Origin of the sequence: Streptomyces sp. NPDC004542 (genome assembly GCF_040610035.1) — a bacterium.
GTDB lineage: Bacteria > Actinomycetota > Actinomycetes > Streptomycetales > Streptomycetaceae > Streptomyces.
The window spans coordinates 1-13523 of record NZ_JBEXLP010000069.1; the positions used below are offsets into that span (position 1 = coordinate 1).

At 71.8% G+C, this 13523-nt stretch carries 14 protein-coding genes and 1 tRNA gene; 9 read left to right on the forward strand and 6 right to left on the reverse strand.

Annotated elements, in window-relative coordinates; all coding sequences use genetic code 11:
- Nucleotides 1-80: 80 nt before the first annotated feature.
- The 3 genes from ABZX30_RS28360 to ABZX30_RS28370 all read right to left on the reverse strand — a co-directional run bounded on the left by ABZX30_RS28360 (nt 81) and on the right by ABZX30_RS28370 (nt 3033).
- Entirely contained in the window at nt 81-1070 is a 990-nt protein-coding gene (locus tag ABZX30_RS28360) for a DUF5926 family protein (protein WP_355938330.1), read from the reverse strand.
- Between the two features lie 357 nt (nt 1071-1427).
- On the reverse strand, nt 1428-2069 hold the full coding sequence (locus tag ABZX30_RS28365; protein ID WP_355938332.1) for an ATP-binding protein: 642 nt from the start codon (nt 2067-2069) through the stop codon (nt 1428-1430).
- Nucleotides 2070-2196: 127 nt separating this feature from the next.
- On the reverse strand, nt 2197-3033 hold the full coding sequence (locus ABZX30_RS28370; RefSeq protein ID WP_355938334.1) for a glycerophosphodiester phosphodiesterase: 837 nt from the start codon (nt 3031-3033) through the stop codon (nt 2197-2199).
- Between the two features lie 269 nt (nt 3034-3302).
- Here ABZX30_RS28370 and ABZX30_RS28375 point away from each other — a divergent pair, with 269 nt between their 5' ends.
- Complete coding sequence (locus ABZX30_RS28375) at nt 3303-4796, forward strand: trypsin-like peptidase domain-containing protein (protein ID WP_355938336.1); 1494 nt, start codon at nt 3303-3305, stop codon at nt 4794-4796.
- A 63-nt stretch (nt 4797-4859) separates the two neighbouring features.
- Nucleotides 4860-4946, forward strand: a tRNA-Ser gene (locus tag ABZX30_RS28380).
- Nucleotides 4947-5111: 165 nt separating this feature from the next.
- Here the strand turns inward: ABZX30_RS28380 and ABZX30_RS28385 are convergent.
- Nucleotides 5112-5444, reverse strand: a complete 333-nt coding sequence (locus ABZX30_RS28385) for an antibiotic biosynthesis monooxygenase (RefSeq protein WP_355938338.1) — start codon at nt 5442-5444, stop codon at nt 5112-5114.
- Between the two features lie 215 nt (nt 5445-5659).
- Nucleotides 5660-6526 (reverse strand): bifunctional DNA primase/polymerase, encoded by an 867-nt coding sequence (locus ABZX30_RS28390; protein ID WP_355938340.1) that lies wholly within the window; start codon nt 6524-6526, stop codon nt 5660-5662.
- Between the two features lie 775 nt (nt 6527-7301).
- Here ABZX30_RS28390 and ABZX30_RS28395 point away from each other — a divergent pair.
- The 6 genes from ABZX30_RS28395 (at nt 7302) to ABZX30_RS28420 (ending at nt 12546) form a co-directional block, all read left to right on the forward strand.
- Nucleotides 7302-8330, forward strand: a complete 1029-nt coding sequence (locus tag ABZX30_RS28395) for an OB-fold domain-containing protein (RefSeq protein WP_355938342.1) — start codon at nt 7302-7304, stop codon at nt 8328-8330.
- 1 nt (nt 8331) lies between these two features.
- Entirely contained in the window at nt 8332-8502 is a 171-nt protein-coding gene (locus ABZX30_RS28400; RefSeq protein WP_355938344.1) for a hypothetical protein, read from the forward strand.
- A 12-nt stretch (nt 8503-8514) separates the two neighbouring features.
- Complete coding sequence (locus tag ABZX30_RS28405) at nt 8515-8910, forward strand: MaoC family dehydratase (RefSeq protein ID WP_355938380.1); 396 nt, start codon at nt 8515-8517, stop codon at nt 8908-8910.
- Entirely contained in the window at nt 8907-10073 is a 1167-nt protein-coding gene (locus ABZX30_RS28410; protein WP_355938346.1) for a lipid-transfer protein, read from the forward strand. Before ABZX30_RS28405 ends, ABZX30_RS28410 begins: the two co-directional genes overlap by 4 nt.
- 148 nt (nt 10074-10221) lie before the next feature.
- Nucleotides 10222-10779: a SigE family RNA polymerase sigma factor gene (locus tag ABZX30_RS28415; protein WP_355938348.1), complete on the forward strand. Its 558-nt coding sequence runs from the start codon at nt 10222-10224 to the stop codon at nt 10777-10779.
- A gap of 90 nt (nt 10780-10869) precedes the next feature.
- Nucleotides 10870-12546, forward strand: coding sequence for a long-chain fatty acid--CoA ligase (locus tag ABZX30_RS28420; protein ID WP_355938381.1), 1677 nt, complete (start codon nt 10870-10872; stop codon nt 12544-12546).
- Nucleotides 12547-12658: 112 nt separating this feature from the next.
- Here ABZX30_RS28420 and ABZX30_RS28425 read toward each other — a convergent pair whose 3' ends face one another.
- Nucleotides 12659-12877 carry a winged helix-turn-helix domain-containing protein gene (locus ABZX30_RS28425; RefSeq protein ID WP_355938350.1) on the reverse strand — a complete coding sequence of 73 codons (219 nt, stop codon included), beginning with the start codon at nt 12875-12877 and terminating at the stop codon, nt 12659-12661.
- 151 nt (nt 12878-13028) lie between these two features.
- On the opposite strand from ABZX30_RS28425, the gene ABZX30_RS28430 reads away from it, so the two are divergent.
- Nucleotides 13029-13433 carry a hypothetical protein gene (locus ABZX30_RS28430; RefSeq protein WP_355938352.1) on the forward strand — a complete coding sequence of 135 codons (405 nt, stop codon included), beginning with the start codon at nt 13029-13031 and terminating at the stop codon, nt 13431-13433.
- Nucleotides 13434-13523 lie beyond the last annotated feature (90 nt).

Sequence of the window (13523 nt, forward strand, 5' to 3'; positions counted from 1 at the left end):
GGGGGCTCTCCCGACCGGGGCTGGCCGCCCGGGCCGCGGCCCCCCGGCCGGTCAGCCGCGGCGAGTTCGTCGGCTGTGCGTCAGCTGAGCGTGACCTGTCGGTTGGTGAGCCCGCCGCGTGCCCGGCGCTCGTCCGCGGTGAGCGGCGCGTCCGAGGCCAGGGCGGCGGCGAGGCGCTCGGCGAACTCGGCGGCCGGCTTCTCCACGTCCTCCGCGCCGACCCCGCTCGGCAGGTCCCAGACCGGCACGGTGAGCCCGTGGGCACGGAAGGAACCCACCAGCCGGGTGCCCTCCCCGAGGTTCGACCGGCCCGCCGCGTGCAGCCGGGCAAGAGCGTCCAGAAGCTGCTCCTCGGGGTGCGGCATGACCCAGCGCAGGTGGTTCTTCTCCGGCGTCTCGCACCAGTACGCGGCATCCACACCGGTCAGCTTCACGGTGGGGATGGCGGCGGCGTTGGCGCGTTCCAGGGAGGCGCTCACCTCGGGCGTGGCGTTCTCCGGGTCCGGCACCCAGAACTCGAAGCCGCTGTGCACCACTGGCTCGAAGGCACCCTCGGGGTCGATCAGGTCCTGCAGCCGCGGACCGTCGGCCGGGGCACGGCGGCCCTGCACCGGCGTACCCGGCTCGGCGGTGAGCGCGCGCTGGAGGGTGTCGGCGAGGTCGCGGCTGATGTCACCGGACGCCGTGTCGTTCTGCAGGCCGAGCAGGACCGAGCCGTCGTCGCGGCGCAGAGCCGGCCAGGCCATCGGCAGCACCGTGGCGAGCGTGACCGACGGTACGTCCTCGGGCAGGCCGCCCTTCAGGGTCAGCTCGACCGTGGCGGCGGGCACCAGTTCGCGCAGCGCCACCCAGTCGCCCTCGCCCGGCAGCCCCTCGAAGGGCCGCTGGACCAGCTCGGTCACGGCGTGCGCGGCGGCCCGGCCGTGGCAGGCCTTGTAGCGGCGGCCGCTGCCGCAGGGGCAGGGCTCGCGGGCGCCGACGACCGGAATCTCACCATCAGCGCCTCCGGCGCGGGCGCCCTCGGTGAGCTGCGGCCGCTTGGCCTTTGTCTGGGGTCGCTTCTTGCCCATCGTGGGTGTCTCCCGGTTACGGCTCTTCTGGTACGGGCGCGAGCCTAGCCGCTCACGCGGCGGCCGACGGGGAGCTGTGGACAACGTGAACTCGTGGCCGCCGCCGACCACGGAGCGACACGGGCCCGGCGTGGTGCCGGCCGCCCGGCCGACGGCGGCCATGGAACGGGGCCGTGCGGCGAAGCGGCAGGTGACCGGGTGTGACCAGGCCCGCGCGTGGCCCAGGCCCGGCCGGGGCGGCCGACCGGGAACTGCGCCGGCCGGCCGGAACGGTGGTGGCCGGCAGGCAACTGTGCCGGCCGGCCGGAACCCTGGTGGCCGACCGGGTCCGTCCCGGCTCGTCGGCCGTCGGCGGGTTCAGCCGAGGTCGTCGAACACGTCTGCGAAGTCCAGTTCGGCGGCCATCGCCGAGACCGGGGGCGCGGTGATGCGGGCGGCGAAGTCCTCCCGGCGGCGCGCGGCGTCCGGATCGTGCACGTGCTCGTGGACCACCACCCACACCGTGACCTCACCCCGGGCGTCGTCCCGGACGCCCCAGTCGTCGGCCAGCGCGGTGATGATGTTCAGACCGCGACCGCCGTGCGCGGTCACCGAAGGGGTGGCCGGAGCCGGGCGGGTCGGGCCACCGCCGTCCGTCACCTCCACGACGAGGCGGCCCCGCGGGTCCACCTGCCACGCGGCCCGTACGTCGCCGTCGCCGACGGCGGCGTCCCCCAAGGGACGACCGTGCTTGCAGGCATTGCTCAAAAGTTCGGAAAGAATCAGAACGGCATCGTCGATGACCGTTTCCGACACCCCACCCCTGCGCAGCTGAGCGCGCATCCGGTGTCTGGCTTCCCCCACGCCCGCAGGGCCATGGGGTACGGCCATGCTCGACGACGTGGGCACCTCCTGTGCCACCACCAACGCCACCCCCGAGACCTCCTTCGCCCCACGCCACGGTGTGGATGCCCCTTTGGCCTGTACCGGAAACCGGCCAATCCTCTTCCGGTGACGCATTCATCACGATCGAATACGCATCGAACGCGCCGGAGCACTCCCCGTGAGGGGGTGGCTGGAAATCGTTGGTGTGGCCGAGAAAGGAGGATGCTGCAGGCGGACGGCCGGGTCAAGGTCCGCGACGGGATCAGGGCCTGCGGCCGAGCCGGTCCAGTACCGCGCGCGGGCGGTTGGTGATGATGGCGTCGACGCCCAGTCCGACACAGAGGTCGACATCCTCGGGCTCGTCCACGGTCCACACGTGCACCTGGTGGCCGGCCCGCTTCAGCCGCTCGATGTAGGCCGGATGGTTGCGCACGATCCGGATCGAGGGGCCCGCGATCCGGACACCGGCGGGCAGCCGTCCGTCGCGCAGCCGGGGCGAGACGAACTGCATCAGGTACACCGTCGGCAGCGTCGGCGACGCCGCCCGCACCCGGTGCAGCGAGCGGGCCGAGAAGCTCATGACGCGCACCGGCGACTCGGCGGCCGAGGCCGGGGTGGCCAGGCCGAACCGCTTCAGGAGCGGCAGCAGCCGCTCCTCGACCTGTCCGGCCCAGCGTGTGGGGTGCTTGGTCTCGATGGCGAGCTCCACCCGGCGCCCGGAGTCGACGACCAGCTCCAGCAGTCGTTCCAGGGTCAGTACGGAGGTGTGCTCGCGGTCCTCGGGCCGGTGCTCCCAGTCGGGCTCCTCGTCGCGTACGCGCCAGCTCTCGCGGGTCTTCCACGAGCCGAAATCCAGCGCGGCCAGGTCGGCGAGCTCCAGGGCCGACACCGCCCCGCGTCCGTTGGACGTGCGGTTGACGCGGCGGTCGTGGACGCAGACCAAGTGGCCGTCCGCGGTCAGCCGGATGTCGCACTCGAGGGCGTCCGCGCCGTCCTCGATCGCCTTGCGGTACGCGGCCAGGGTGTGCTCGGGGGCGTCCTCGGAGGCCCCCCGGTGGGCGACGACCTGGATGTGGTGCTGTCGTGCGTGGGTGGTCACCGCGTCATGGTGCCACCGCGAAGGGGTACGCACGTATCTGAGAACCGCCTGAGATGTTCCGGGGATGCGGCCACTCCGTCCCCAATGTCGGATATAAGGAATAGTCGCGGACCCACAGCCACCGCTTATGGTGCTCTGACGGCCCGTGGGAAAAGCTGAGACGTACAAAAAGCACATGCACAGCTGCAGCGCGCCGGGTCGACGACAAGCGTGAACGAGCGTGACCGAGTGCGACGGAGAACAACAGCCGTGGATCGAGGAGAAGACCTGTGAGCACCGAGAACGAGGGCACCGCGGTACCCCCTGCCCCGTCCGCACCTCCAGTGCCGGTGGCGACTCCCGGTGCTTCCCCGCAGGCAGCCGCGCCCGACGGGAGCGCGCCGACCGCTCCGCTCCCGCCGGTGCCGCAGGGCACCCCCGGCACGCCGGAGCAGAGCGCGGTGCAGGCGCCCCAGGGCTTCGCTCAGGACGGGCAGCACGCCTTTGGACCCGCGCCCGACGGCTCCTGGCCGCCCCCGCCCCCCGTGACGCCCTCGTACGCCGACGGGGGAGCCGGCGCCGGCTACGGCGGTGCGGGCCACGGCGGTGACGGACCGGGTCCCGGCTGGGGCTCCGCGTACCAGCAGCCCGCGCCGAAGTCCGGCCGCGGGCGCGGCGGGCTGGTCGCGGCGGTCCTGGCGGCCGCGCTGGTCGCGGGCGGCCTGGGCGGCGGCCTCGGCTACACCCTGGCCAAGAACAACGACGACACCGGTTCCACCACCGTCTCGGCCTCCAGCAGCGCCTCGCAGGTCAAGCGCGCGCCCGGCACGATCGCCAACGTGGCCGCCAGGGCGCTGCCCAGCACGGTCACCATCGAGGCGGAGAGCACCAGCGGCGAGGGCGGCACGGGTACCGGGTTCGTCTTCGACAAGCAGGGACACATCGTCACCAACAACCACGTGGTGGCGGACGCGGTGGACGGCGGCAAGCTCACCGCGACCTTCCCGGACGGCAAGAAGTACGACGCGGAGATCGTCGGCCACGCGCAGGGCTACGACGTGGCGGTCATCAAGCTCAAGAACGCCCCCTCCGACCTCAACCCGCTCGCCCTCGGCGACTCCGACAAGGTGGCCGTCGGCGACGAGACCATCGCGATCGGCGCCCCCTTCGGCCTGTCCAACACGGTCACCACCGGCATCATCAGCGCCAAGAACCGCCCGGTGGCCTCCAGCGACGGCAGCTCCACCAGCAAGGCGTCCTACATGAGCGCCCTGCAGACCGACGCCTCCATCAACCCCGGCAACTCGGGCGGCCCCCTGCTGGACGCCTCCGGCGCGGTGATCGGCATCAACTCCGCGATCCAGTCCACCGGCAGCGGCGGTCTGGGCGGCTCCGGCCAGTCCGGCTCCATCGGCCTGGGCTTCGCCATCCCGATCAACCAGGCCAAGTACGTCGCCCAGCAGCTGATCAAGACCGGCAAGCCCGTCTACGCCAAGATCGGCGCGTCCGTTTCCCTGGAGGAGAGCACGGACGGCGCGAAGATCACCGACCAGGGCGCGGCCGGCGCCTCCCCGGTCGAGTCCGGCGGCCCCGCGGACAAGGCCGGCCTCAAGCCCGGTGACGTCATCACCCAGCTCGACGACCACGTCATCGACTCCGGCCCGACCCTGATCGGCGAGATCTGGACCCACAAGCCCGGCGACAAGGTGACGATCACCTACAAGCGCGACGGCAAGGAGCACACGGCCGACCTCACCCTGGGCTCCCGCGTCGGAGACAACTGACACCCACGCGCGCGTGCCCACCCGTTACTCTTGTCCCCGCGCCGCCGATCACGCGCGGCGCGGGGAGGCGTGCCCGAGCGGCCGAAGGGAACGGTCTTGAAAACCGTCGTGGCAGCGATGTCACCGTGGGTTCAAATCCCACCGCCTCCGCGCGATGAGCAGTGAGAACGGTCCCTGACCTGGGTGTTTGGTCAGGGGCCGTTCTGGTGCCCGGCTACCGTGTCTGTCCGGCGTTCCCCGTGGGTTCCCGGTCGATCGGGCACGAGTGGGGCACGGTCATGGCCTCATCCTCATGAGGTCGATCACAGGGGCCCGTCAAGGTCGACCAACGGTCCCTGCGGCTCGGTTCTCAAGTCCCAGCCCGCCCATGACGGACAACTCCTGCCTGGTGAACTCTCCCGTCAGCATCGGCATCGCCTTGCCGATGGCAGCTTTTGTCTCCGGCAGCTCTAGCGACGCATCGTGATGTTCCTTGCTCTCCCAGACCTCGGTCACCCAGATCGTCACGTCATCGTCGGCGGACACGCTGACCACGTAGAGGTGGCATCCCGCCTGGCGGAGACCGTCCACACCGCTCAGCACGATGGAAACGACTTCGTCGTGGGAACTGGGCCGGGTTTTCATCGAGGCGATGCAGCCGTAAGTCATGGTGAGTCCCTCTCCCTGGGATGGGCCGCCGTGCCTGGGCCAGGACCCTTCCATCGGCGACCTGGAGACACAAGGGCGGGAGCTCTCCGCGCACGCCACACTCGGCCGGCACTCGCGAACGGCGCCCCCTCCATCTCGGAGCCTGAGCGCCCCCGCCGGAGGCTGTCCTGACCGTTGCCGCGCTCTGCGGTGATCTCCCGGTGCCGGAGGGCGTCTCACGGGCGCCGGCCGGTCATGCGGGCTGCCGAGGCGATCGTCGCACGGGCCTCGCGTTCGGGCAGGCCCGTACGGACGGCCGCGTCGACCAGCGGAGCGAGGAGGGCGGGGCCGATGCCGTTCTCGTAGGCGCGGCAGGCGGCCCAGAAGAGACGGGTGTTGCGCTGGCCCTCGTGGGCGGCGAGGACGAACTGGATCAGCCCCTGGCCGTGGTGCCCGGTGGACGGCGGGGCGTGCTGCGGCGCGCGCGGGGCCGGGAGGAGCAGGCGGAGCAGGGCCGGAGGGCAGGCGGCGGGGGCGAGGTGGGCGGTGCCGGGGGCGGTGGAGTAGACGCCGTGGTCGGTGCGTGAGCCGGGGCCGACGAGGTAGCCGCCGGCCCCGCGGATGTCGATGCCGGGGGCCAGCCGTCCGGCCGAGTTCGGCACGACGACGTCGGGCGGGCCGGTCAGCCAGAGGTGGCGGCCGCCGCTGGGGGTGATGACGACGACCGTCTCGGGGATCGTGAACAGGTGGCGCAGGGCCAGCTCACGCAGGGCGGCCGAGGAGTCCGTGCCCGATTTGGTGTCGAGGTCGACGCCGATCAGGTGGTGCGGGGGCAGGCCGCAGGCGATGCCGTAACCGGTGGCCCGGGGTGCGGCGGCGAACAGCTCGCGGATGCGTGCCGGGTCACTGGAGGCGTCGTACACGCCGTGGCCGAAGCGTCCGCACGCGCCGCGGCAGGCGGGGCCGGCGGGGTCGTCGTGGTGGGGCGAGCGCAGGGCCGGGAGCTTGGCGCGGGACAGGGGGATGACGGCCAGGCCGCGTTCGGCGGCTGACAGGGCGTGTGCGAGGGCCGGCGTCGTGGCCTGCCGGTCGGTGGTGGCCATGTGTTGATGGTCGTACGCGTGTTCGAAAAAGGGAAGAGGGTCGGGGTGTGGCCCGCCGTGCCGTCGGCCGTACGGGGTGGTCGGCCGCGCTGGCGCCGGAACGATTCGCCGCTCGCGGTGCTTGATCGCCACCGTGTCCCCTCCTGCCCTGGTCCGCCCCTTCGGTGGCGCAAGGGTCGCAAAAGGGGTTTATCGGCCTGTCTTCACGCTTGCGTGCTAATGCGGCTTCCGGGGAGCTTCGCCGGGGGTGTGGTGGGCAACTCTGGATGCGCGACGTCGTGCCGTGCACAACCGCCGGGGTGGTCGGCCAACTGCCTTTGGCGACAGTCGTACTTCACGCACCTGTTTTCCGTGCCTGTTCTGGAGGAACACCATGGCAAGCATCCGTACCGCCCCCGTTCTCGCCGCCGTCTCCACCACGGGGCTCGCCCGGATCCAGCAAGGGGACGGGAGCGTCGCCATCCGCTTCGCTCGCCCGCGGTAAGCCCGGAGGGGGTGCGGGGGGGGGGATCAGGGGGGTCAGGGGGAAAGGGGGGACAAGTCCCTGGCGGTGTGTGCTCGGCGGGGACGTGACGCGTCTGCGCGGCGGTGCTTCGGTGCCGCCGCGCAGGCGTTTCCCCATGCCTGCCTGAGGGCGACCTTGACACCCGTCCGTATCTGACGGACAGTCAGAAACTGAACGGGGCGGCGAAGACGAACACGTTCGGGGCGGGGTGAGCGGGGTGCAGCGGGAGACCGTCGCGGCGATGCGGCTCGGGGCGAGGAGGGGGCGGCGGTGACCGCGCCCGCCGGGGAGTCGGACGCCGGGCTGCTGGAGCGGCTCCGCGGCTACGAGGGGCGGGCGGCCACCGTGGCCGGCGTCGGCAAGGACCCGGTCAACCGGCCGATGATCCGGCACTGGTGCGAGGCGATGGGCGACACCAACCCGGCGTACACCGGGCCGGACGCCGTCGCCCCGCCCACCATGCTCCAGGCCTGGATCATGGGCGGCCTCTCCGGCCACGAGGGACGCACGGACGCGTACGACGAACTGCTCGGCCTGCTGGACGAGGCGGGCTGCACCTCGGTGGTCGCCACCGACTGCGAGCAGGAGTACCTGCGGCCCCTGCGGCCGGGGGACGAGGTCACCTTCGACACGGTGATCGAGTCGGTCTCGGAGCGGAAGACGACGAAGCTCGGCACGGGGTACTTCGTCACGACCCGCACGGACGTGCGCGTGGCCGGCGACCTGGCGGGCACGCACCGTTTCCGCATCCTCAAGTACGCCCCGGCCCGGCGAAGGGCCCCCGGGAATCCCCCGGCCCGCCGCCCCCGCCCGGTGGTCAACCGCGACAACGCCGGCTTCTGGCAGGGCGTCGCCGAGCACCGGCTGCTCATCCAGCGCTGCACGGGCTGCGGCACCCTGCGCCACCCCTGGCTGCCGGGCTGCAACGCCTGCGGCTGCCTGGACTGGGACACCGTGGAGGCGGGTGGCGAGGGCACGGTCTACTCCTACGTCGTGATGCACCACCCGCCGTTCCCGGCGTTCACGGAGTCCGGTCAGGGCGCCGGCGCGGCGGGTCCCTACGCGGTCGGTCTCGTCGAACTGACGGAAGGCGTGCGGATGGTGAGCAACGTGGTCGGGGTGCCGTACGACAAGGTGCGCATCGGCCTTCCGGTCCGGGTCGAGTTCCGGCGGTACGAAGACGGCGAAGACGGCGAAGACGGCGAAGACGGCGGGGACGGCGCGGACGCCGGGGGCGCCGGGGCCGACCGGGGTGCGCTGGTGCTGCCGGTGTTCCGGGTCCTGGAGAGCGGGGCCTGACATGGACTTCGTGTGCACCGGGGCGCGGGCCGGGGCCCGGGAACCGGCCGCGCGGGTCTTCGGCGGCCCGGCCGCGCCCGAGCGGCCGGCGGCCACCGGCACGGACGCCTGCCCGGCATGCGGCGGCGAAGTGCTGCGGGAATCGGGGGAGTCGATCGCGAGTGGGGAGTGAGGCATGACGGAGGTGAAGGCCGGCGCGCAGTTGCCCCCGCTGGAGATCCCGATCACGCGCACGCTGATCGTGGCGGGTGCGATCGCGTCGCGGGACTACCAGGACGTGCACCATGATCCCGAGCTGGCGCGGCGCAAGGGGTCTCCGGACGTCTTCATGAACATCCTGACGACCAACGGTCTGGTCGGCCGGTACGTCACGGACCACTTCGGCCCCGCGGCCGTGCTCCGCACGGTGGCCATCCGGCTGGGGGCGCCCAACCACCCCGGCGACACGATGGTGCTGTCGGGCACGGTGGAGGAGGTGGACGGCACCACCGCCACGGTCCGCGTCGTCGGGGAGAACGGCATCGGACGCCATGTGACCGGCACGGTGACGCTCACCGTGCCACCGGAGCGTGCGGCATGAGCGGGCGGGCGGGGGACGCCCTCGGCGGGCGGGCGGCCGTCGTCGGCATCGGAGCGACGGAGTTCTCCAAGGACTCGGGCCGCAGCGAGCTCAGGCTGGCGGTGGAGGCGGTGCGGGCCGCGCTGGACGACGCGGGCCTGACGCCGGGCGAGGTGGACGGGATGGTGACGTTCACGATGGACACCAGCCCGGAGATCACCGTGGCCCAGGCCTGCGGTATGGGCGAGTTGTCCTTCTTCTCCCGTGTGCACTACGGCGGCGGGGCGGCCTGCGCGACCGTTCAGCAGGCGGCGCTCGCCGTCGCCGCCGGGGTGGCCGAGGTGGTGGTCTGCTACCGGGCCTTCAACGAGCGGTCGGGGCGCCGCTTCGGCGCGGGAGTGCGGCACCGGGAGCCGTCGGCGGAGGGCGTGGCACTCGGCTGGGGACTGCCCTTCGGGCTGCTCACCCCGGCCTCCTGGGTGGCGATGACGGCACAGCGCTATCTGCACGCCTACGGGCTGACACCCGAGGTCTTCGGGCACGTGGCCGTCGTGGACCGCCGGTACGCGGCGACCAACCCGGCGGCGTACTTCCACGGCCGCCCGATCACGCTCGCCGACCATGCCGCCTCGCGCTGGATCGTGGAGCCGCTGAGACTGCTGGACTGCTGCCAGGAGACGGACGGCGGGCAGGCGCTGGTGGTGACCTCGGTGGAGCGGGCCCGCGACCTGCCGCACCCGCCCGCCGTGATCGCGGCGGCCGCCCAGGGCGCGGGCCGGGCGCAGGAGCAGATGACCAGCTTCTACCGCGACGACCTGACCGGCCTGCCCGAGATGGGCGTGGTGGCCCGTCGGCTGTGGCGGACCTCCGGGCTGAGCCCGGCCGACATCGACGTCGGGATCCTGTACGACCACTTCACCCCGTATGTGCTGATGCAGCTCGAGGAGTTCGGGTTCTGCGGCAGAGGGGAGGGGGCGGACTTCGTGGCCTCGGGGGAGCTGCCGCTGAACACGCACGGCGGCCAGCTGGGTGAGGCGTATCTGCACGGGATGAACGGGGTGGCGGAGGGCGTGCGCCAGCTGCGGGGCACGGCGGTCAACCGGATACCGGGGGCGGCCCGGGTCCTGGTGACGGCGGGCACGGGAGTGCCGACGTCGGGGCTGGTCCTGGCCGCGGACGGCTGAGCCCGCCGGGGTGAACCCGTAGTACGTGGGGGCCGTCCGTCCACCTTCAGGAGGTGGAGCCCGCCCCACCCCTACAACCTGAGGCGGATCCCGCTTCGGGACCTGGGGCCGATCCGCGGGGACAGGGGTCGCTCCTAGCGTGGAGCCCATGACCACACCCGTCTGCACCAGCGCGTCGGCCGTCGCTGCACCAGCGAGGCAGACCCGGCCGTACCCGTCGTTCTCGTCGTACGTCAGGGCCCGCCAGCCGGTGCTGCTGCGAACCGCCCGGTCGCTGACCGCGAACCCGAGCGACGCCGAGGACCTGCTGCAGACCGCGCTGACGAAGACGTACGTGGCGTGGGAGCGGATCGAGGACCACCGCGCGCTGGACGGCTACGTCCGCCGGGCGCTGCTGAACACGCGCACGTCGCAGTGGCGCAAGCGCAAGGTCGACGAGTTCGTGTGCGACGAACTGCCCGAGCCGGAGCCGGTGCCCGGCGGGGAGGACCCGGCCGAGCGGCAGGCGCTGCACGACGCGATGTGGCGGGCGATCGGCAAGCTGCCCGCCCGGCAGCGGGCGATGGTCGTCCTCAGGTACTACGAGGACCTGAGCGAGGCCCAGACGGCCGAGGTGCTCGGGGTGTCCGTCGGTACGGTGAAGTCGGCGGTGTCGCGGGCGCTCGGCAAACTCCGCGAGGATCCCGAGCTCGGCCTGGTGAGATAGGCCCGCAAACACCGGAATTTTTCGTTCCCCTAGTGACATACCACACGGTATGTGCGCAGAATCGGCGCAGCCCATTCCGCCGCGCAGGCAATGTCGCCTTGGGAGGACGCCGTGCTGAGCACGATGCAGGACGTACCGCTGCTGATCTCGAGGATCCTGGCCCATGGGTCGACGATCCACGGCGCGTCGCAGGTGACCACCTGGACGGGTGAGGGCGAGCCGCACCGCCGCAGCTTCGCCCGGATCGGCGCCCGCGCCGCCCAGCTGGCGCACGCCCTGCGCGAGCTCGGAGTACGGGACGACGACCGCGTCGCGACCCTCATGTGGAACAACGCGGAACACACCGAGGCCTACTTCGCGATCCCCTCCATGGGCGCGGTGCTGCACACGCTCAACCTGCGCCTGCCCGCCGAGCAGCTGGCCTGGATCGTGAACCACGCCGCCGACCGGGTCGTCATCGCCAACGGCTCCCTGCTGCCGCTGCTCGCCCCGCTGCTGCCGCACCTCAAGACCCTCCAGCACATCGTGGTCGCGGGCCCCGGTGACCGTTCCCTGCTGGCGGACGCCGGCATCCCCGTGCACGAGTACGAGGAGCTGATCGCCGGGAAGCCGACCGCGTACGACTGGCCGGAGCTGGACGAACGCCAGGCCGCCGCCATGTGCTACACCTCCGGCACGACCGGCGACCCCAAGGGCGTGGTGTACAGCCACCGCTCGATCTACCTGCACTCCATGCAGGTCAACATGACCGAGTCGATGGGCCTGACCGACCAGGACACCTCGCTGGTCGTGGTCCCCCAGTTCCACGTCAACGCCTGGGGCCTGCCGCACGCCACCTTCATGACCGGCGTCAACCTGCTGATGCCGGACCGCTTCCTCCAGCCCGCCCCGCTGGCCGAGATGATCGAGCGGGAGAAGCCGACGCACGCGGCCGCCGTCCCCACCATCTGGCAGGGCCTGCTCGGCGAGCTGACGAACAAGCCGCGTGACGTCTCCTCCCTGACCCAGGTCACCATCGGCGGCTCCGCCTGTCCGCCCTCCCTCATGAAGGCCTTCGACCAGCTCGGCATGCGGGTCTGCCACGCCTGGGGCATGACGGAGACCTCCCCCCTGGGCACGGTGGCCCGCCCGCCGGCCCACGCGGCCGGCACCGAGGAGGAGTTCGCCTACCGCCTCACCCAGGGCCGCTTCGCGGCGGGCGTCGAGGCACGCCTCACCGGTCCCGGCGGCGAGCGCCTCCCCTGGGACGGCGAGTCGGCCGGCGAGCTGGAGGTGCGCGGCCCGTGGATCGCCGGTGCCTACTACAACGGTCCCGACGCCGAACCGCTGCGCCCCGCCGACAAGTTCAGCGAGGACGGCTGGCTGAAGACGGGGGACGTGGGGACGATCTCCCCCGAGGGCTTCCTCACCCTCACCGACCGCGCCAAGGACGTCATCAAGTCCGGCGGCGAGTGGATCTCCTCCGTCGAGCTGGAGAACGCGCTGATGTCCCACCCGGACGTCGCCGAGGCCGCCGTGGTCGCCGTCCCCGACGACAAGTGGGGCGAGCGCCCGCTGGCCACCGTCGTCCTCAGGGAGGGCGCCACCGCCGACTTCGAGACCCTGCGCACCTTCCTCGCCGAGGAGGCCCGCATCGCCAAGTGGCAGCTCCCGGAGCGCTGGACGATCGTCGAGGCGGTGCCGAAGACGAGCGTGGGCAAGTTCGACAAGAAGAAGATTCGCGAAGCGCACAGGTTGGGCCAGCTTGACGTGACCACCCTGTCCTGACCCGCAGCACCACCAGAGAGCCCCTGGCCGACGGCCGGGGGCTCTTTCGCCACCCGATGCCACCTGGGGTCACCCGAGGCCCGCAGACGGCTCAACAGCCGCTGGTGAGGCTCTAGTTAGGGCCAACGACGAACGAGCCCTTATGCGGGAGGGTTTCAATCCGCCCCTGTTCCCGAAGCTCGCGTAGCGCACGGCGAACCGTGTGATCCGCTACGCCGTATTGCTCGGCCAGGCGCAGAATGCCGGGCAGCGCACCACCCGGCGGGATGCGCCCCGAATCAATGTCGCTGCCAATCTCGCGCGCTACGCGCTGCCACTCGTACTCGGCCACCCTTTAAGCCTCGCGCGGTACACCAGGGACCGCATAGGTGGACCATGGTGCACCGCTGTTACCCGTGGCGTACCGTGGTGTACCAACAGGACGCCCCGGCGGGAAGGGATGAGCTTCTGCGCCGGGGCTCACCGACTGAATAGGAGTCGGCATGACCGAGCCTAACGTGACACCCCCCGAAGAGCGGTCGAACTGCGGCGACACGGGAAGGCTGGAACGCTTCCCGTGCGTCCTGGGCGCTGAGCACACCGGCACTCACAGAGACTCCCTGGGCGCTTCCTGGGGAGGCAGCGCCCAGCCCCGGTACATGGGGCGTGACACATTCGGGAAAAGCGTCTTCGTAAGTCCCGCCCCCGGTGGAGTGCTGGAGCGCATTACAGACAGGGATGACGTAGAGAGCGGCCACGTTCTGGCCGCCCTGGTGCGGTCCATTCTGGACGGCGAAACCCCGCCGAAGGATGAAGAGCTGGCAGCGTTCGTGCCACTACTAACTAGGGTCTTCGAACTTGATGGGGGTGCGGTGGTGATGGGCGGGCTGGCCGGTCACGCTGCGTGAGGTGGATGGGGAGCGAGTGCCCCGGACGTAAGGAGCCCGCGGGCCTTCGTGATCATGATTGTTCTCTACGCAACCGATCATGAAACCCCA

Excerpts from the sequence above, each read along its gene's own strand:
- ABZX30_RS28360 (WP_355938330.1), bottom strand. The coding sequence starts at position 1,070 with ATGGGCAAGAAGCGACCCCAGACAAAGGCCAAGCGGCCGCAGCTCACC.
- ABZX30_RS28390 (WP_355938340.1), bottom strand. The coding sequence starts at position 6,526 with ATGGCCACCACCGACCGGCAGGCCACGACGCCGGCCCTCGCACACGCC.
- ABZX30_RS28430 (WP_355938352.1), top strand. The coding sequence starts at position 13,029 with ATGACCGAGCCTAACGTGACACCCCCCGAAGAGCGGTCGAACTGCGGC.
- ABZX30_RS28415 (WP_355938348.1), top strand. The coding sequence starts at position 10,222 with ATGACCACACCCGTCTGCACCAGCGCGTCGGCCGTCGCTGCACCAGCG.
- ABZX30_RS28400 (WP_355938344.1), top strand. The coding sequence starts at position 8,332 with ATGGACTTCGTGTGCACCGGGGCGCGGGCCGGGGCCCGGGAACCGGCC.
- ABZX30_RS28365 (WP_355938332.1), bottom strand. The coding sequence starts at position 2,069 with ATGCGTCACCGGAAGAGGATTGGCCGGTTTCCGGTACAGGCCAAAGGG.
- ABZX30_RS28410 (WP_355938346.1), top strand. The coding sequence starts at position 8,907 with ATGAGCGGGCGGGCGGGGGACGCCCTCGGCGGGCGGGCGGCCGTCGTC.
- ABZX30_RS28385 (WP_355938338.1), bottom strand. The coding sequence starts at position 5,444 with ATGACTTACGGCTGCATCGCCTCGATGAAAACCCGGCCCAGTTCCCAC.
- ABZX30_RS28420 (WP_355938381.1), top strand. The coding sequence starts at position 10,870 with ATGTCGCCTTGGGAGGACGCCGTGCTGAGCACGATGCAGGACGTACCG.